We start from the raw sequence: 17,221 nt of genomic DNA on the forward strand, positions 1-17,221 counted from the left end.
ACCATGACTGGAAAAGGACTCAAGCGCCTGCTCGGCGCCGCGCTGCTCGGCAGCTCCCTGCTCGCCGGCGCCCAGGCCCTCGCCGCCACCCTGGTGGTCGGCGACCAGAGCTTCAACAACCGCACGGTCATGGAGGCCGCCGGGGTGCTCGCCGACCTGCCCTACAGCCTGGAGTGGAAGCAGTTCACCGCCGGCTCGCCAGTGGCCGAGGCGCTGAACACCGGCAGCCTCGACGTGGGCCTGTTGGGCGACGCGCCGCCGCTGTTCCTCGGTGCGCTGGGCGCGCCGATCAAGGTGATCGGCGTCAGCACCCAGAATCTCGACGGGGTGGCCGTGCTGGTCCGCAAGGACTCGCCGATCCGCAGCCTGACGGACCTGCGCGGCAAGAACGCGGCGATCTGGAAGGGCTCCTGGAGCCAGCAGCTGCTGTTCACCGCCCTGGAGCAGGCCGGGGTCTCCCCCGACGAGGTGCAGCTGCGCTACCTCGGCGCCCTGGACGCCTCCCACGCCCTGGAGGGCGGCGCGGTGGACGTGATCGCCACCTGGGAGCCCTACGTCACCCAGCAGCTGCGCAACGGCGCGCGCGTCCTGACCACCGCCGAGGGCCTGATCCCGGCGCAGAGCTTCGTTGTCGCCACCGACAAGTCCATCGCTGAAAAGCGCGAATTGCTCGGCGACTTCCTGCGCCGCCTGCAGCAGGCCCGCGAGTGGGTCCGCCAGGACCCGGCCAACAGCGAGAAATACGCCGACACTTGGGCCGAACTGACCCGCGCCGAGCGCGACATCGCCCGCCGCTGGTTCTCCGCCGCGGCCATCCGCGTGCGGCCGATCGACGACCGGGCGGTCGCCGAGGCCCAGAGGACCGTGGACTTCTTCAGCCGGATCGGCCTGATCAAGAACTACCCGGCCGGCAGCCTGTTCGACGCCTCTTTCAACCGTTACCTGCAGTCGCCGACCGCCCAGGCGGCCCGTTAAGGAGATTTCCCCTCATGAACGCCATCACCCAGATCGTCCCGGTCAAGGAGCGCGTCAGCGCCGCCGAATGGGAGGCCCGCGTCAAGCTGGCCGCCGCCTACCGCCTGGCCGCCCGGCTGCGCTGGACCGACCACATCTACACCCATTTCTCGGTGCGGGTGCCGGGGCCGGACCGGCACTTCCTGATCAACCCCTACGGCCTGGCCTTCGACGAGATCACCGCCTCCAGCCTGGTCAAGGTGGACATCGACGGCACCCTGCTCGACGACCCCACGGGCCTTGGCATCAACCGCGCTGGCTACGTGATCCACAGCGCCATCCACGGCGCCCGCGAGCACACCCATGCGGTGCTGCACACCCACACCACGGCCGGCATCGGCGTGTCGGCGCAGCGGGACGGCCTGCTGATGATTTCCCAGCACGCCATGCGCTTCTACAAGCGCCTGGCCTACCACGAGTACGAAGGCATCGCCCTGGACCTGGACGAGCAGCAGCGGCTGATCGCCGACCTCGGCGAGCACGACGCGCTGATCCTGCGCAACCACGGCCTGCTCACCAGCGGCCGGACCATCGAGGAAGCCTTCTACAACCTCTATTTCCTGGAGCGCGCCTGCGCCGCCCAGCTGGCCGCACAGTCCGGCGGCGCGGCGCTGCGCGTCCCCTCCGAGGCGGTGGCGGAAAAGGCCGCGCGCGGGTTCGACCTCGCCATCGCCCAGAACCGCCCGCAATCCCACTGGGACGCCTACCTGCGCCAGCTGGAACGCGACGATCCGGGCTTCCGGCAATGACGGGGGCAGCGCAGCGATGATCCCGAACAAGCCTTTTCGCGGAGCGCTGGCCGCAGCGGCCCTGCTGTTCTTCGGCCATGCCGCGCAAGCCGCCGAACCCGTCGACCTCAGCCAGGTGACCCTGGTGCTCGGCGACCAGGTGCGCAACCTGCGCTCCCTGGTCGAGGCCGCCGGCGTGCTCGAGGATGCGCCCTATGCCTACCGCTGGGCCAACTTCCAGGGCGCCGCGCCGCTGTTCGAGGCCCAGCGTGCCGGCGCGGTCGACACCTCCTACGCCGGCGACCTGCCGGTGCTGGCCGCGGCGGCCGGCGGCGTGCCCCTGAAGATCGTCGCCACCAACGTCGGCCACGGCGCTTCCAACGGCCTGCTGGTCCAGGCCGACTCGCCGCTGCAGCGGGTGGCCGACCTGAAGGGCCGCAGCGTGGTGGTGTCCTCCGCGCGGGGCAGCATCTCCCAGCACCTGCTCTATGCGGCGCTGGAGGAAGCCGGCCTCAAACGGGACGACGTGACCATCAAGTTCGTGCTGCCGACCGACGCCAGCGCGGCCTTCGACAGCGGGCAGATCGAGTCCTGGGCGGTCTTCGACCCCTACCTGGGCACCGCCGAGCGCCACGGCGCCCGCCTGCTGCGCAACGGCGAGGGTCTGACCACGGCGCTGTCGTTCGTCACCGCCACCGAGTCGTCCCTCGCCGACCCGGCCAAGCGCGCGGCGATCGCGGACGTGGTGCGGCGCTTCGCCAAGGCCCGGCAGTGGGCCATCGACCATCCGCAGGAATACGCCAGGGTCTACGCCGAACTCACCCGCCTGCCCCCGGAAACCGCCGCCCTGATCGCCGGCCGCAGCTCGAAGGGCCTGCGTCCGGTCAGCGCCGCGGATCTCGATACCGTGCAGAAGGTGGCCGACCTGTTCCACGAGGAGAAGGTCCTGCCCAAGCCCGTCGATGTCCGCGCCCTCGCCGACACCAGTCTGTTCACCGAGGAAGTTCGCCCATGAAACGTCCCGTTCTGCTCGCCGCGCTGGCGGCCCTCCTCCTGCACGGCACCCTGGCCCGGGCCGCCGAACCGCTGACCCTGCGCATCGCCGACCAGAAGGGCAACATGCGCGCCCAGCTGGAGGCGGCCGACGCGCTGAAGGATCTGCCCTACGTCATCCAGTGGTCGGAGTTCCCCGCCGCCGCGCCACTGGCCGAAGCCCTCAACGCCGGCGCGGTGGACGCCGGGATCATCGGCGACGCGCCGCTGCTGTTCAGCCTGGCCGCCGGCGCCCAGGTCAAGGCCATCGCGGTGAACAAGTCCAACCCCTACGGCACCGCGCTGCTGGTGCCCCAGGACAGTCCGCTGAAAACCGCCGCCGACCTGAAGGGCAAGCGCATCGCCACCGGGCGCGGCTCGATCGGCCACTTCGTCGCCCTCAAGGCGCTGGAAAAGGCCGGGCTCGGCGAACGGGACGTGGAGTTCCGCTTCCTCGGCCCGGTGGACGCGAAGATCGCCCTGGCCAACGGCTCGGTGGACGTCTGGGCGACCTGGGAGCCCTACACCGCCCTGGCCGAAAGCAGCGGCCAGGGCCGGGTGCTGGTCGACGGCCGCGGCCTGTGGGCCGGCAACAGCTACCTCGCCGCCACCGACCGGGCGCTGGCCGATCCGGCCCGCCGCGAGGCCCTGCAGGACTATCTGCAGCGCCTGAACGGCGCCCAGCAATGGGCCTACGCGCACCTCGACGACTACGCCAGGACCCTGGCACGGATCATCGGCTTCCCCGAGGACGCGGCCCGCCTGTCCTTCGCCCGCCGCGAGCTGCGCTGGCAGGCGCTGGACGCGGCGACCGTCGCCCAGCAGCAGGCGACCGCCGACTTCTACCAGGCCCATGCCCTGCTGCCCAAGCGCCTGGACGTGGCACCGACCTTCGACCACGGCTTCCGGATCGGCCCGCCCGCGCAGGCGGCGAGCCTGGCGCCGCAGCCGGCCAGACCCTAAGGAGTACCCATGAAGTTTTCGCGATTCCTGCGTAACGGCCTCGCCACCCTGCTGCTGGCCGCGCCGCTGAGCCAGGCCGCCGACAGCGTGCTGCGCATCGGCGACCAGAACTACTACAACGTGCGCGCCTCGCTGGAGGCCTCCGGCGCGCTGGAGGGCGCGCCCTATCGGGTCGAGTGGAAACACTTCCAGTCCGCCGCGCCGCTGGCCGAAGGCCTGGACGCCGGGGCGCTGGACCTCGGCTTTCTCGGCGATTCGGGATTCATCTTCCTCGCCGCCAAGGGCGCACCGGTCAGGCTGATCGGCGTTTCCCGGCAGAACCCGGACACCATCGCCCTGCTGGTGCCCAAGGACTCGCCGGCCAAGACCATCGAGGACCTCAAGGGCAAAAAGGTCGCCTACTGGCCCGGTGCCTGGAGCCAGCAACTGACTCTGCGCGCCCTGCAGAAGGCCGGCCTGCCCGGCGACTACGTGGAGTTCGTCAAGCTGATGCCGATCGACGCCGCCGCCGCGCTGCCGCAGGGCAGCATCGACGCCTTCCCGGTGTGGGAGCCGTACATTTCCCAGCAGATCCTCTTCTCCGGCGCGCGGCCGCTGCTCACCGCCAAGGGCCTGATGCCGGGGCTGTCCAGCATCGCCGCCAACGCCGCCTCTATCGAACCCAAGCGCGCTGCCATCGCCGACTTCCTCGGCCGCCTCAAGCGGGCGCGCGCCTGGGTCGAGGCGCACAAGAGCGATTACGCCGAGCTCTGGGCGCAGAAGGCCAATCTCGACCCGGCGGTATCCCGCCACTGGATCGGCCAGGCCAACATGAGCGTCGCCCCGGTGGACGCGCAGGCCGCCCGCGACTACCAGGAGACCGCCGACTTCCTCAAGGAGACCGGCGCCCTGCCCAAAGCCTTCAAGGTCGACGAGGTGATCGACGGGTCCTTCGCCGAGGCGTTGCAACCCTGAATCACCGCCTGCCCCCGGCAGGTCCTCTCCGAATGCAGACAGCCATGCGGGAGCGCCCCTTGTCGGGACGCTCCCGCATTCGTCATGACTACACTGCTGTGCGCCCGGCGCGGCCTGTGCCAACACGGCGACAGACCCCGGCGGATTTCAGTTGTGGTAGCGCTCCAGCCAGTGGGCATAGGACGCCGGCAGCGTCCAGGACGGACGCTCGACGCCCAGCTCGCGGGCCGCGGCATACGGCCAGTGCGGATCGGCCAGGTGGGCGCGGCCGATCATGGCGAGGTCCAGCTGGCCTTCCTTGACGGCCCGCTCGGCGACCTGCGGGGTGCCGAAGCCCCAGGCCGACGCCACCGGGATGCCCGCCTCGCGGCGCACCCGCTCGGCGATCGGCCCCATGAAGCCGGACGCCCAGGGAATGTCGGTGTCCGCGACGGTGAAGCCGATGCTGACGCTCAGCAGGTCCAGGCCGGTCTGCTTGAAGCGCCGGGCCAGTTCGATGGATTCGGCGAAGGTCTGCTCGTCCCGGCCGTCGAACTCGATCACCCCGAAGCGCGCGGTCAGCGGCAGATGGTCCGGCCAGACCTCGCGGACCGCCGCCAGGGTTTCCAGCAGGAAGCGGCAGCGCTTGTCGAAGCTGCCGCCGTAGGCATCGGTACGCTGATTGGAATGCTCGGAGAAGAAGCTCTGGGCCAGGTAGCCATGGGCGAAATGCAGCTCCAGCCACTCGAAGCCGGCATCGCGTGCCCGGCAGGCCGCGGCGACGAAATCGTCCCGCACCCGGGCGATGTCCTCCAGGGTCATGGCCTTGGGCACTTTCGGCAGGTGGTGGCCGAAGGGAATGGCCGAGGGGGCGATGGTCTGCCAGCCGCGGGCATCGCCCTCGGCGATGTGGTCGTCGCCTTCCCAGGGGCGGTTGGCGCTGGCCTTGCGGCCGGCGTGGGCGATCTGGATGCCGGGCACGGCCCCCTCGGCCTTGATGGCCCGGACCACCGGCACGAAGGCCTGGGCCAGCTGGTCGTTCCAGATCCCGGGACAGTTGGGGCTGATGCGGCCTTCCGGCGAGACGGCGGTGGCCTCGACGATCACCAGCCCCGCCCCGCCTCTGGCAATGCTGGCGTAATGCACCTTGTGCCAGTCGTTGATCAGGCCGTCGTTGGCCATGTACACGCACATGGGCGGAACGGCGATGCGGTTGCGCAGGGTGACATCCTTCAGCGTGTACGGCTGGAACAGAGCGGACATGGAGCTTCCTCGTGCGGTGAGATTCAATTCCGTATTTCGATAATATTCGAACAATGGATGACGGACAATCCCTCCGGTATGATCCCGCCATGCGACCCTTCAAGCACCCCGCCGCCAGCGAATTCGTCCTCGAGCGCGTTCTTTATGCCCTGAGCGATCCGGTGCGCCTGGAGATCGTCCGGCGCCTCGCCGCCCTGGGCGAGGCCAGTTGCAGCGAACTCGACGGCGGCCGGCCGAAGTCGAGCGTTTCCCACCATTTCCGGGTGCTGCGCGATGCGGGCCTGGTCTGCACCCGCAGCGTCGGAACCACCCACATCAACTCGCTGCGCAGCGAGGAGATGAACGCGCGCTTCCCGGGTTTGCTCGAAGCGATCCTGTCGCAGCGCGAGTGAAGCGCGCCCTGCGGGCAAGCCGTATGAAAGCCGCCCGCCCAAGAGACACGTCTCCCGGCTAATCGGCCCGGCACAGCCCGCGCTTCGCGCCCGGCGCGATCTCGGCCCGGACGAAGGCGAACAGCGCGACCAGCGACAGGGCGCTGCCGAATACCGCGATCCCCAACCATCCCGCGTGTTCGTAGAGTGCGCTGGCCACCGAGGAGCCGGTGGCGCCGCCGACGAAGATGCTGGTCATGTACAGCGCGTTGAGGCGCCCGCGGCTGGCCGGATCGAGGCTGTAGACCGCGCGCTGGCCGAGCACCATGTTCATCTGCACGGCGAAGTCGAGGACGACCCCGGTGATCGCCAGCCCGACCACCCCGAGCGGCAGCGGAACGACGCCGGGCAGGAAACTGAAGATACCGAGCGCCATGGCCAGCGCGGACATCGACCGGGTATGGCCGGCGTCCGCCAGCCGCCCGGCGATGGGCGCGGCGACCGCCCCGACCGCGCCGACCAGGGCGAAGAGCGCGATCTGCGACTGGGACAGGCCGTACTCGCGCGACAGCGCCAGCGGAGCCGCCGTCCAGAACAGGCTGAACGCGGCGAACATCAGCCCCTGGTACAGGGCGCGCTGGCGCAGCACCGGCTCGCGCCGGAACAGTTGCCCGAGTGAGCGGAGCAACTGGGCGTAACTCGCCCGGTGCTCGGGCCGGCGACCGGGCAGCGTGGTGGCGACGACCAGGGCGATGAGCAGCATCGCCGCCGCCGCGCCGAAGAACACCGCCCGCCAATGGAAGTGGTCGGCGATCAGGCTGGAGACCGGGCGGGCCAGCAGGATGCCCAGCAACAGCCCGCCCATGATCGCGCCGACCACCCGGCCGCGGGTTTCCTCGGGCGCCAGGTGCGCGGCCAGGGGAATCAGCATCTGCACCGACACCGAGCCGACACCGATCAGCAGCGAGGTCGCCAGCAGGACGCCCGGCCCTTCGCTCAGCCCCGCACCGATCAGGCCGACGACGGTGAGCGCGAGGGTGGCCAGCATCAGCCGGCGGTTCTCGAGCAGGTCGGCGAGCGGCACCAGGAAGAACAGCCCCAGCGCGTAGCCGACCTGGGTCAGCGAGACGATGAGGCTCGCGCCGCCGGCGGAAAGGTCGATGTCGGGAGCGATCAGCTCGATGATCGGCTGGGCGTAGTAGATGTTCGCCACGATGACACCGCAGCAGAAGGCGAACAGCAGGACCAGGCCCCTGCCCATGATCCCGGCGCCCTGCGCGGGGACGGTCATTGCCGGGCGGCTCATGTGCGCGACTCCTGCCGGGCGAGGCACGGCTCGAGGGGGAAAGGGACAGGCGGGATGGCAGGAAAGACTGGCTGGGGCATGACGGTTCTCCACGGTAGGTTGTCTGGCCGCCACCTTAGGCGCTGCCGGCAACCGCGAGAATCCGCCGGCGGCGCAACGCGGCGTTGCGTCCGGCGCAATGGCCCGCGCCTCAGAGGATCTGCGCCATGAATGCCAGGAAGGCGTCGATCCGCGTCGAGCCGCGATGGTTGGGCAGATACAGTGCGCTGATCAGCGGATGGGCGTTGTCGGGATCGACCGAGAAGGCGTCGAACAGGCTGGTCAGCCGGCCGCCCGCCAGGTCCTCGTCGACGATCCAGTCCGGCAGCAGCGCCACGCCGAGGCCGGCGCGCGCCACCGCGTGCAGGGCTTCGACGTTGTCGCTCCTGAACCGCCCGTGGACCGGCACGCGGACGACGTCGTCCTGCGCCTGGAAGGTCCACACCTGCCGGGCGCTGCCGTAATTGAAACGCAGGCAGTCGTGCGCGAGCAGATCCATCGGCTGCTCCGGCACGCCCCGGTCCCGCAGGTAATCCGCACTGGCCACCACGCGCCGACGGAACCGCCCGAGCGGGCGACTGACCACGCCGTCCATGGGCGCCGCCGCGCCGAGCCGGATCGACAGATCCACCCGCTCGGCCAGCAGATCGACGATTTCGTCGCTCAGGGAGACGTCCAGTTCCAGTCGGGGATAGCGGCGCAGCAGCTCCCCCAGGTGCGGGCAGATGCGCGCACGGCCGAAGGCCATTGGCAGCGAGACGCGCAGGGGACCGGCCGGCTCGTCGCCGCGGTCGCGGATCGACGCGTCGGCCTCCTCCAGCGCCTCCAGGATGCGCCGTGCGCTCAGGTAGTAGGTGGCCCCGGCCTCGGACACCGTGACCTGGCGGGTCGAGCGGTTGAGCAGGACGCTGCCGAGCTCCTGCTCCAGCGCATCGACCATCCGCGTGACCGTGGAGGTCGCGACTTCCAGCCGGCGGGCGGCCGCGGAAAATCCCCCGGCGTCCACCGTGGCGACGAACATCTTCAGAGCGAGCAGCTTGTCCACGCGATCTCCCGCACTCCATGCAGCCATACAGGCCGGGCGGGCCCTATGGTCTCACGACTTCGCCCGGAGAAGACCGGCGCCGGGATCAGCCCTGGCCGGCGGCGTAGCTCTGCATCAGGTTGGCGTAGGCCGGCAGGTGGCTGCTGAGCAGCCCGCCGAACCCCTCGACGTCGTTGCGCCAGTCGCGGTGCAGCTCGCAGCCCACGGCGAACCAGTTCATCAGCTGCGCGCCGGCCTGGCTCATGCGGTTCAGCGCGGCCTCGCGCACCACCGGGTTGAAGGTGCCGGACGCGTCGGTCACGACGAACACCTCGAAGCCCTCCTCCAGCGCGGACAGGGTCGGAAAGGCCACGCACACGTCGGTCACCACCCCGGCGATGATCAGCTGCCGGCGCCCGGTGGCCTTGATCGCGTCGACGAAATCGGCGTTGTCCCAGGCGTTGATCTGCCCCGGCCGCGGAATGTACGGCGCCTCCGGGAACATGGCCTTGAGTTCGGGCACCAGGGGGCCGTTGGGGCCTTTCTCGAAGCTGGTGGTGAGGATGGTCGGCAGTTGGAAGAACCGGGCGATGTCGGCCAGCGCCAGCACGTTGTTCTTGAACTCGTCGGGCGTGAAGTCGCGCACCAGCGACAGAAGGCCGGCCTGATGATCCACGAGCAGCACTACGGCGTTGTCCTTGTCCAGTCGGTTGTATGGGCGAGCCATGGCAGTTCCTCTCGGGTAGATGAGTAACGGTGCGGCTACGGTCCCGGCAGGTGTCCAGGCGAACGGAAGGGCGCGCTGCCGCCTCGCTACGCCGTGCGGCGCGGGCTCTCGCTGTCCTGAACCGGAATTGGGGAGAGGACCCCTTGCGCCGGTCCGTGGCACGCCCATCGAGCATAGCCCGCGGGGAGGCCGCGCCCTTCGCAGAGGCGATCAGGGGTATGGACGGTACGAGGCGGAAACGGCAGGGAACGGCGAAAGCGCCGCGGGCGGGGTCCGGAAACGAAAGGCCCGGCGCAAGGGCCGGGCCTGGGAACGCGGTGCCGTGCACGGGATCAGTCGCGGTAGCTGTAGGCGCCGCCGTAGGTGCGGTCGTCGGCCAGGGCGGCGGCGTCGTACAGGCGGTTGCCGCGGGTCTCGACCTTGTCGCCGACGGCGAACGCGTTGTTCGGCGAGCGCAGCACTTTCTCGTCGCCCTCGGCGGTGCGCACCTTGTAGGCGCGGTCGCTGAGACCGGCGGCATCCTGGGCCTCGCCGCCGAACAGGGCGCCGATGCCGGCACCGATCAGGGCGCCGACCGGGCCGCCGACGGCGCCGATCATCATGCCGGTCATGCCGCCGGTGGCCTTGCCGGAAGTCTGATCCTTGGTTTCCTCGAGAACTTCGGCGGCGTTTACGCTACCGGCGGCCAGCAGGGTGAGGGTCAGGGCCAGGGTGCCGAGCTTTTTCATGGCAGTTCTCCGAGAAAACATTCCAGCGATTTTGATCGAATCGGTCGTACGGAACGGGCGCTGTGCTTTTGGCAGGTTTTCGTCTCCGTTGAGGCAGAAATTACCCACTCAATTGATATGAATCAAGAAATGAATGGCCTTCTTATGCTTAAGGAGGGGGTGTGTCTGGCTGCCCAATAGCCAGGCTGCTAGCCACTTGTCCCACAGGCCGCAGCCAACTTATTGATTTCCAAGGCGCTGTCGATTTCCGAGGGCGCCAGCCCGCATCACGCGCTTACACCCCCTGCCAAAGCCCGCGGGCCGGCGATCCAGACGCCGCCCGCGTCCTGCCGGATATCTATTTATATATTCCAAACAGCTATTTATTTTTTTTAATTTCTTCAATCAAGATATAAGTACCGGACCACCGGAGTATCGCTTTCCCGCGCCGATCTCCTGTGCCTCCTCTTCCGGGGCCCCGTGCGGCGCCCCCACGACGAGGTAAGGCAATGACCAGTCCGTTACTTTCCCAATCCCGGCGCCCCGAGCAGCCGGAGTTCGAGGCCACATCCAGCGATCTGGACAGCCGCCCCCCGCTCACCCCTGCCCGCCTGCTGCAGAGCGACGGCGAAGCCCTCGAAGCGGCCCGTGCCGTGGCGCGCCAGGCGCTGGCCGGCGCCGCGCAGCGCGACCGCCTGCGCCAGCTGCCCTGGGACGAAGTCGACCTGTTCAGCGCCAGCGGCCTGGGCGGCATCGGCATTCCCCGCGCCTACGGCGGACCGGGCCTGTCCTTCGTCACCGTCGCCGAAGTGTTCCGCCTGGTTTCCGCCGCCGATCCTTCGGTCGGGCAGATCCCGCAGAACCAGTTCGGCATCCTCGGCCTGCTCGAAGGCAGCGCCACCCGCGAGCAGAAGGAGCGCTTCTACAAGGCCGTGCTGCGCGGCGAGCGCATCGCCAACTCCGGCCCCGAGCGCGACACCCGGCACACCCTCGACGTCCGGGCGCGGATCGTCCGCGAGGGCGACGGCTACCGGCTGAGCGGCGAGAAGTTCTATTCCACCGGCGCGCTGTTCGCCCACTGGATCACCGCCAAGGCCGTCGACGACAAGGGCCGCCTGGTGATGGCGCTGATTCCCCGCGGCGCACCGGGGCTGCGCATCCTCAACGACTGGTCGGGCTTCGGCCAGCGCACCACCGCCAGCGGCAGCGTGCTGCTCGACCGGGTGCCGGTGGCCGCCGAGAACCTGGTGGACGTCTGGCGCCTTTCGGAAAAGCCCAATATCCAGGGCGCCGCCTCGCAGCTGATCCAGGCCGCCATCGATGCCGGCATCGCCCGCGCCGCGCTGGACGACGCCATCGCCTTCGTGCGCCAGCGCGCCCGGCCGTGGATCGACGCCAACGTCGAGCGCGCCGCCGACGACCCCTACGTGATCGCCGATATCGGCCGCCTGCAGATCGACCTGCACGCCGCCGAGGCGCTGCTGCGCCGCGCCGGCCGGGTGCTCGACCAGGTCAACGCCGCGCCGGTCGATGCCGAGTCCGCCGCCCGCGCCTCGATCGCCGTGGCCGAAGCCAAGGTGCTGACCACCGAAATCTCCGTGCTGGCCGGCGAGAAGCTGCTGGAGCTGGCCGGCAGCCGCGCCACCCTGGCCGAGTTCAACCTCGACCGCCACTGGCGCAACGCGCGCACCCACACCCTGCACGACCCGGCGCGCTGGAAGTACCACGCGATCGGCAACTACCACCTGAACGGCGCCAAGCCGGCGCGCCACTCCTGGATCTGAGGTCGCCATGTCCGTCCACCAAGGTTTCCCGCGCAACCACGCCGCGCTGATCGAAAACGACGCCCAGGCCCTGCAGGTCGCCGACGAGCTGGCCGCCCAGTTCGTCCGCGAGTCCTCCCTGCGCGACCGCGAGCGGCGCCTGCCGCATGCCGAACTGGAGCTGTTCTCCCGCGCCGGCCTGGGCGGCATCACCGTGCCGCGCGCCTACGGCGGCGCCGGGGTGTCCAGCGTCACCCTGGCCCAGGTGATCGCGCGCATCGCCCGCGCCGACGCCTCCCTCGGGCACATCCCGCAGAACCATTTCTACGCCCTGGAGGTGCTGCGGGTGAACGGCAGCCCCGACCAGCGCCGCCGCCTCTACGGCGAAGTGCTGGCCGGCGCGCGCTTCGGCAACGCGCTGGCCGAGATCGGCACCCGCACTGCCCAGGAGCGCAGCACGCGGCTGCGCCGCGAAGGCGACGGCTACCGCATCCACGGGCGCAAGTTCTACGCCACCGGCGCGCTCTACGCCCAGCGCGTGCCGACCCTGGCGATCGACGACGACGGCGTCCAGCAGCTGGCCTTCGTCGACCACCGCGCGCCGGGGCTGGAGATCGTCGACGACTGGGACGGCTTCGGCCAGCGCACCTCGGCCAGCGGCACGGTGAACTTCGACGGCGTGCCGGTCGCCGCCGAGGACGTGGTGCCCTTCCAGAGCGCCTTCGCCCGGCCGACCACCGTCGGCCCGCTGGCCCAGCTGCTGCACGCCGCCATCGACGCCGGCATCGCCCGTGCCGCCTACGAGGACACCCTGAGCTTCGTCGCCCGCCGCGCCCGCCCCTGGATCGACGCGGGAGTGAACCGCGCCGCCGACGACCCGCTGACCCTGCAGAGCATCGGCCGCCTGACCAGCCGCCTGCACGGCGCCGAGGCGCTGCTCGAACGCGCCGGCGAGTTCGTCGACCGCGCCCAGGCCGCGCCGGACGCGGAAAGCGTGGCGGCGGCCTCGATCGCCGTCGCCGAGGCCCGCGCGGCGACCACCGAGGTTGCCCTGGACGCCGCCAACCGCCTGCTCGAACTGGGCGGCAGCCGCGCCAGCCTGGCCGAGTACAACCTCGACCGCCACTGGCGCAACGCGCGCACCCACACCCTACACGACCCGGTGCGCTGGAAGTACCACGCGGTGGGCAACTACTACCTGAACGACGCCCTGCCGCCGCGCCGGGGACCATCTGATGAGCCGCAAGCAGATCCTGCTCAACGCCTTCAACATGAACTGCGTGGGGCACATCAACCACGGCCTGTGGACCCACCCGCGCGACCGCTCGACCGAGTTCAACACTCTGGAGTACTGGACCGAGCTGGCCCGGCTGCTCGAGCGCGGGCTGTTCGACGGGCTGTTCATCGCCGACATCGCCGGGGTCTACGACGTCTACCGCCAGTCGGTCGACCTGACCCTGCGCGAGGCCATCCAGCTGCCGGTCCACGACCCGCTGATGCTGGTTTCGGCGATGGCCGGGGCGACCCGCCACCTGGGCTTCGGCGTCACCGCCAGCCTCAGCTACGAGCCGCCCTACCTGCTCGCCCGGCGCCTGTCGACCCTCGACCACCTGAGCCGCGGGCGGGTCGGCTGGAACATCGTCACCGGCTACCTGGAAAGCGCCGCCCGCGCCCTGGGCCTGGAACATCAGGTGGAACACGACCGCCGCTACGACCAGGCCGACGAGTACCTGGAAGTGCTCTACAAGCTCTTCGAAGGCAGCTGGGAGGATGGCGCCGTGCTCGAGGACCGCGCCGGCCGCCGCTATGCCGACCCGGCACGGGTGCACAAGGTCGAGCACCACGGCGAGTTCTACCGGGTCGAGGGCTACCACCTGTGCTCGCCCTCGCCGCAGCGCACCCCGCTGCTGTTCCAGGCCGGCACCTCGGAGCGCGGCCGGCGCTTCGCCGGGCGCCACGCCGAGGGCGTGTTCATCACCGGGCAGAACCCGCAGGGCGTCGCCGAACAGGTGCGCCAGGTCCGCGCCGAGGCCGTCGCCGCCGGCCGCCCGGCGGAGGCCGTCAAGCTGTTCATGGGCCTCACCGTGATCGTCGCGCCGAGCGAGGCCGAGGCCCGCGACAAGCACGCAGAATACCTGCGCTATGCCAGCCCCGAGGCGGGCCTGGCGCACCTGTCCAGCTCGATCGGCATCGACCTGGCCGCCTACGGCCTCGACGAGCCGATCCGCTACCAGAAGACCAACGCCATCGAATCGGTGGCCAAGACCTTCACCGCCGCCGGCAGCGGCTGGACCAAGCGCAAGCTGCTGGAGCAGCACGCCCTGGGCGGCCGCTACCCGACGATCGTCGGCTCGCCGCAGCAGGTCGCCGACGCCCTGGCCAACTGGATCGAGCAGACCGACCTGGACGGCTTCAACCTGACCCGCACGGTGACCCCGGAAAGCTACGCCGACTTCATCGACCTGGTGGTGCCCGAGCTGCAGAGCCGCGGCCTGTACAAGACCGCCTACGCCGCCGGCAGCCTGCGGGAAAAGCTCTTCGCCGCCGGTCCGCGCCTGCCCGCCAGCCACCCCGGCGCGGCCTGGCGCGACCTGGCGCGCGCCGCCGAACGCGCCCTGCGCGCCTGAATCCACATCCCATCCAGCACAAGGAAACCCTTCATGTCGTTCCCCTCCCTCTCCCGTCGCCGCTGGCTCAAGACCTTCGCCGGCGCCGCCCTGCTCGGCTTCTCCGGCCTGACCCTGGCCGCCAGCGACGCCCTGAAGATCGGCACCACCGCGGCCTTCGCCCCGCCGCTGGAAGTGGCCGCCGCCGAAGCCGCCAAGGAAGGCCTCAAGGTCGATCTGGTCGAGTTCAGCGACTGGATCTCGCCGAACACCACCCTGGCCCACGGCGACATAGACGCCAACTACTTCCAGCACATCCCCTTCCTGGAGAACGCCAAGAAGGAAGGCGGCTACGACCTGGTGCCGGTGGCGCCCGGCGTGCTGAACAACGTCGGCCTCTATTCGAAGAAGTACAAAAGCTTCGCCGAGCTGCCCGAGGGCGCCAAGGTCGCCATCGCCAACGACCCGGTCAACGGCGGGCGCGGCCTGCAACTGCTGGAGAAGGCCAAGCTGATCAGCCTCAAGCCGGGCGTCGGCTACAAGGCCACCCTGGCCGACATCACCGCCAACCCGAAGAACCTGAAGATCATCGAACTGGAGGCGGTGCAGCTGGTGCGCGCCCTGGACGACGTCGACCTGGCCCAGGGCTATCCCCTCTACATCCGCCTGTCCAACGCCGTCGATCCGCATTCGGCGCTGCTGTTCGACGGCCTGGACCACCCGGAATACGTGATCCAGTTCGTCACCCGCCCGCAGGGCAAGGACGACCCGCGCCTGCGCCGCTTCATCGACATCTACCAGCATTCGACCGCGGTGCGCGCCGCCCTCGACAAGGCCCTCAGCGGCCTCTACGTGCCCGGCTGGGAGAAATGAGCATGAGCAGCCTGACCTCGGAATACCGCTACTTCGACGACGACTCGCCCGGCCAGGGCGCCGAAGCCGCCGCCCCTGCCGCACGCGGCAGCGATGCGCTGCACGGCCACCTGCGCTTCGCCGGCCTCGGCAAGCACTACGACGGCGCCCAGGGCCAGGTGCGCGCCCTGCAGGGCATCGACCTGACGGTCCGCCGCGGCGAGATCTTCGGCATCATCGGCCGCAGCGGCGCCGGCAAGTCGTCCCTGCTGCGCACCATCAACCGTCTGGAGCAGCCCAGCGAGGGCCGCGTGTTGATCGACGGCGAGGACATCGCCGGCTACGACACGGACCGCCTGGTCGCCCTGCGCCGGCGCATCGGGATGATCTTCCAGCACTTCAACCTGCTGGCCGCGAAGACCGTCGGCGAGAACGTCGAGCTGCCGCTGCGGGTCGCCGGAGTGCCGCGCGAGCGGCGCCAGCGCAAGGTCGAGGAGGTGCTGCGCCTGGTCGGCCTGGAGGGCAAGCGCGACGCCTACCCGGCGCAGCTCTCCGGCGGCCAGAAGCAGCGCGTGGGCATCGCCCGCGCGCTGGTCCACGATCCGGAGATCCTGCTCTGCGACGAGGCCACCTCGGCGCTCGATCCGGAAACCACCCAGTCGATCCTCGCCCTGCTGCGCGAGATCAACCGGCGGCTGCGGCTGACCGTCGTACTCATCACCCACGAGATGGAGGTGATCCGCGAGATCTGCGACCGCGTGGCGGTGCTGGAACGCGGCGAGCTGGTGGAACAGGGGCCGGTCTGGCAGGTGTTCGGCGCACCCCGCCATCCGGCCACCCGCACGCTGTTGGCGCCGCTGCAGCAGAAACTGCCCGAGGACCTGCTGGCGCAGCTGCAGGACGGCCGCCGGCAACCCAACGACCGCCTGCTCATGGAGCTGCGCTACACCGGGGCGAGCGAACACGAGCCGGATCTGGCCGGTTTCGGCATGCGTTTCGGCGGCCGGGTGACCCTTCTGCAGGGCGGCGTCGAACGCATCCAGGGCCGCACCCTGGGGCATCTGCTGCTGGCCGTGACGGATTCGCCGCTGGCCGCGGAAGCATTGCGCCGGCAGGCGCTGGAACTGGCCGATGGCGTGGAGGTGCTGGGTTATGTCGCCGCTGCTTGATCGCCTCTGGCAGGCCCTGCTCGACACCCTGCTGATGGTCGGGGCCTCCGCCCTGCTCGCCCTGCTGCTGGGCATCCCGCTGGCGGTGCTGCTGGTGACCACCTCGCGCGGCGGCCTGTTCGAGGCGCCGCATCTGAACCGGGTAGTCGGCTGGCTGGTCAACCTGTTCCGCTCGGTGCCCTTCCTGATCCTGATGGTCGCGCTGATCCCCTTCACCCGCCTCTTGGTCGGCACCAGCTACGGCGTCTGGGCCGCGGTGGTGCCCTTGACCATCGCCGCCACGCCGTTCTTCGCGCGGATCGCCGAGGTCAGCCTGCGCGAGGTCGATCCCGGGCTGATCGAGGCCGCCCAGGCGATGGGCTGCCGGCGCCGGCACATCGTCTGGCACGTGCTGCTGGCCGAAGCCCGTCCGGGGCTGGTCGGCGGCTTCACCATCACCCTGGTGACGCTGATCAACGCCTCGGCGATGGCCGGCGCGATCGGCGCCGGCGGCCTGGGCGATCTGGCCTACCGCTACGGCTACCAGCGCTTCGACAGCCAGACCATGCTCACCGTGATCGTCGTGCTGGTCGCCCTGGTCTGCCTGCTGCAGTACGGCGGCGACCGCCTGGCGAAAGGACTGAACCGGCGCTAGCCAGCGCCGCTCCGGCAAGCCTCACCGCAATCCCCCTGGGCCGCGCCCGGCTCGTCCGAACCGGGTCGCCCCGCCTCGCGGCGTCCGCCG

At 70.2% G+C, this 17,221-nt stretch carries 16 protein-coding genes and 1 pseudogene; 12 read left to right on the top strand and 5 right to left on the bottom strand.

The window, feature by feature from the left end:
• The first annotated feature begins 3 nt into the window (after positions 1–3).
• From Atro_RS04620 to Atro_RS04640, 5 genes are read left to right on the top strand one after another with little or no spacing between them, the layout of a single operon-like run.
• Positions 4–975, top strand: coding sequence for an ABC transporter substrate-binding protein (locus tag Atro_RS04620; protein ID WP_497926636.1), 972 nt, complete (start codon positions 4–6; stop codon positions 973–975).
• Between the two features lie 14 nt (positions 976–989).
• The gene (locus tag Atro_RS04625; protein WP_497926637.1) at positions 990–1,763 is read left to right on the top strand and encodes a class II aldolase/adducin family protein; all 774 of its coding nucleotides are present in this window, start codon (positions 990–992) and stop codon (positions 1,761–1,763) included.
• Between the two features lie 16 nt (positions 1,764–1,779).
• Positions 1,780–2,757 (top strand): ABC transporter substrate-binding protein, encoded by a 978-nt coding sequence (locus tag Atro_RS04630; RefSeq protein ID WP_497926638.1) that lies wholly within the window; start codon positions 1,780–1,782, stop codon positions 2,755–2,757.
• Positions 2,754–3,737: an ABC transporter substrate-binding protein gene (locus Atro_RS04635; RefSeq protein WP_497926639.1), complete on the top strand. Its 984-nt coding sequence runs from the start codon at positions 2,754–2,756 to the stop codon at positions 3,735–3,737. Before Atro_RS04630 ends, Atro_RS04635 begins: the two co-directional genes overlap by 4 nt.
• Before the next feature lie 9 nt (positions 3,738–3,746).
• Entirely contained in the window at positions 3,747–4,691 is a 945-nt protein-coding gene (locus tag Atro_RS04640) for an ABC transporter substrate-binding protein (RefSeq protein WP_497926640.1), read from the top strand.
• Positions 4,692–4,838: 147 nt separating this feature from the next.
• On the opposite strand, the gene Atro_RS04645 is transcribed toward Atro_RS04640, so the two are convergent.
• Positions 4,839–5,933 carry an NADH:flavin oxidoreductase/NADH oxidase gene (locus tag Atro_RS04645; RefSeq protein ID WP_497926641.1) on the bottom strand — a complete coding sequence of 365 codons (1,095 nt, stop codon included), beginning with the start codon at positions 5,931–5,933 and terminating at the stop codon, positions 4,839–4,841.
• Between the two features lie 89 nt (positions 5,934–6,022).
• On the opposite strand from Atro_RS04645, the gene Atro_RS04650 reads away from it, so the two are divergent.
• Positions 6,023–6,325, top strand: a complete 303-nt coding sequence (locus Atro_RS04650) for an ArsR/SmtB family transcription factor (RefSeq protein WP_090732523.1) — start codon at positions 6,023–6,025, stop codon at positions 6,323–6,325.
• Positions 6,326–6,383: 58 nt separating this feature from the next.
• Here Atro_RS04650 and Atro_RS04655 read toward each other — a convergent pair whose 3' ends face one another.
• From Atro_RS04655 to Atro_RS04670, 4 genes are all read right to left on the bottom strand, one after another.
• A complete protein-coding gene (locus tag Atro_RS04655; RefSeq protein WP_497927606.1) occupies positions 6,384–7,595 on the bottom strand; it encodes an MFS transporter in 1,212 nt (403 codons plus the stop codon).
• 205 nt (positions 7,596–7,800) lie between these two features.
• Positions 7,801–8,694, bottom strand: coding sequence for a LysR family transcriptional regulator (locus tag Atro_RS04660; protein WP_497926642.1), 894 nt, complete (start codon positions 8,692–8,694; stop codon positions 7,801–7,803).
• Between the two features lie 85 nt (positions 8,695–8,779).
• Positions 8,780–9,400 (bottom strand): isochorismate family cysteine hydrolase YcaC, encoded by a 621-nt coding sequence (gene ycaC, locus Atro_RS04665; RefSeq protein ID WP_497926643.1) that lies wholly within the window; start codon positions 9,398–9,400, stop codon positions 8,780–8,782.
• A gap of 332 nt (positions 9,401–9,732) precedes the next feature.
• Positions 9,733–10,128, bottom strand: a complete 396-nt coding sequence (locus tag Atro_RS04670; RefSeq protein ID WP_497926644.1) for a hypothetical protein — start codon at positions 10,126–10,128, stop codon at positions 9,733–9,735.
• Between the two features lie 488 nt (positions 10,129–10,616).
• Between Atro_RS04670 and Atro_RS04675 the strand changes: the two genes are divergently transcribed.
• From Atro_RS04675 to Atro_RS04700, 6 genes and pseudogenes are all read left to right on the top strand, one after another.
• Complete coding sequence (locus Atro_RS04675) at positions 10,617–11,891, top strand: SfnB family sulfur acquisition oxidoreductase (protein WP_497926645.1); 1,275 nt, start codon at positions 10,617–10,619, stop codon at positions 11,889–11,891.
• Between the two features lie 7 nt (positions 11,892–11,898).
• Positions 11,899–13,098: pseudogene (locus Atro_RS04680) on the top strand (SfnB family sulfur acquisition oxidoreductase); the annotation flags it as partial.
• 7 nt (positions 13,099–13,105) lie between these two features.
• Complete coding sequence (locus Atro_RS04685; RefSeq protein WP_497926646.1) at positions 13,106–14,497, top strand: LLM class flavin-dependent oxidoreductase; 1,392 nt, start codon at positions 13,106–13,108, stop codon at positions 14,495–14,497.
• A 33-nt stretch (positions 14,498–14,530) separates the two neighbouring features.
• Entirely contained in the window at positions 14,531–15,349 is an 819-nt protein-coding gene (locus Atro_RS04690) for a MetQ/NlpA family ABC transporter substrate-binding protein (protein WP_497926647.1), read from the top strand.
• 2 nt (positions 15,350–15,351) lie between these two features.
• A complete protein-coding gene (locus tag Atro_RS04695) occupies positions 15,352–16,497 on the top strand; it encodes a methionine ABC transporter ATP-binding protein (RefSeq protein ID WP_497927607.1) in 1,146 nt (381 codons plus the stop codon).
• Positions 16,481–17,131 carry a methionine ABC transporter permease gene (locus Atro_RS04700; RefSeq protein ID WP_497926648.1) on the top strand — a complete coding sequence of 217 codons (651 nt, stop codon included), beginning with the start codon at positions 16,481–16,483 and terminating at the stop codon, positions 17,129–17,131. The genes Atro_RS04695 and Atro_RS04700 overlap by 17 nt, the downstream gene beginning before the upstream one ends.
• Positions 17,132–17,221 lie beyond the last annotated feature (90 nt).

The sequence above is a fragment of the Azotobacter tropicalis genome (assembly GCF_059739045.1).

Bases quoted from the DNA above. Each gene is read 5' to 3' on its own strand.
- Atro_RS04620 (WP_497926636.1), top strand. From the start codon at position 4: ATGACTGGAAAAGGACTCAAGCGCCTGCTCGGCGCCGCGCTGCTCGGC.
- Atro_RS04625 (WP_497926637.1), top strand. From the start codon at position 990: ATGAACGCCATCACCCAGATCGTCCCGGTCAAGGAGCGCGTCAGCGCC.
- Atro_RS04630 (WP_497926638.1), top strand. From the start codon at position 1,780: ATGATCCCGAACAAGCCTTTTCGCGGAGCGCTGGCCGCAGCGGCCCTG.
- Atro_RS04635 (WP_497926639.1), top strand. From the start codon at position 2,754: ATGAAACGTCCCGTTCTGCTCGCCGCGCTGGCGGCCCTCCTCCTGCAC.
- Atro_RS04640 (WP_497926640.1), top strand. From the start codon at position 3,747: ATGAAGTTTTCGCGATTCCTGCGTAACGGCCTCGCCACCCTGCTGCTG.
- Atro_RS04645 (WP_497926641.1), bottom strand. From the start codon at position 5,933: ATGTCCGCTCTGTTCCAGCCGTACACGCTGAAGGATGTCACCCTGCGC.
- Atro_RS04650 (WP_090732523.1), top strand. From the start codon at position 6,023: ATGCGACCCTTCAAGCACCCCGCCGCCAGCGAATTCGTCCTCGAGCGC.
- Atro_RS04655 (WP_497927606.1), bottom strand. From the start codon at position 7,595: ATGACCGTCCCCGCGCAGGGCGCCGGGATCATGGGCAGGGGCCTGGTC.
- ycaC (WP_497926643.1), bottom strand. From the start codon at position 9,400: ATGGCTCGCCCATACAACCGACTGGACAAGGACAACGCCGTAGTGCTG.
- Atro_RS04670 (WP_497926644.1), bottom strand. From the start codon at position 10,128: ATGAAAAAGCTCGGCACCCTGGCCCTGACCCTCACCCTGCTGGCCGCC.
- Atro_RS04675 (WP_497926645.1), top strand. From the start codon at position 10,617: ATGACCAGTCCGTTACTTTCCCAATCCCGGCGCCCCGAGCAGCCGGAG.
- Atro_RS04685 (WP_497926646.1), top strand. From the start codon at position 13,106: ATGAGCCGCAAGCAGATCCTGCTCAACGCCTTCAACATGAACTGCGTG.
- Atro_RS04690 (WP_497926647.1), top strand. From the start codon at position 14,531: ATGTCGTTCCCCTCCCTCTCCCGTCGCCGCTGGCTCAAGACCTTCGCC.
- Atro_RS04695 (WP_497927607.1), top strand. From the start codon at position 15,352: ATGAGCAGCCTGACCTCGGAATACCGCTACTTCGACGACGACTCGCCC.
- Atro_RS04700 (WP_497926648.1), top strand. From the start codon at position 16,481: ATGTCGCCGCTGCTTGATCGCCTCTGGCAGGCCCTGCTCGACACCCTG.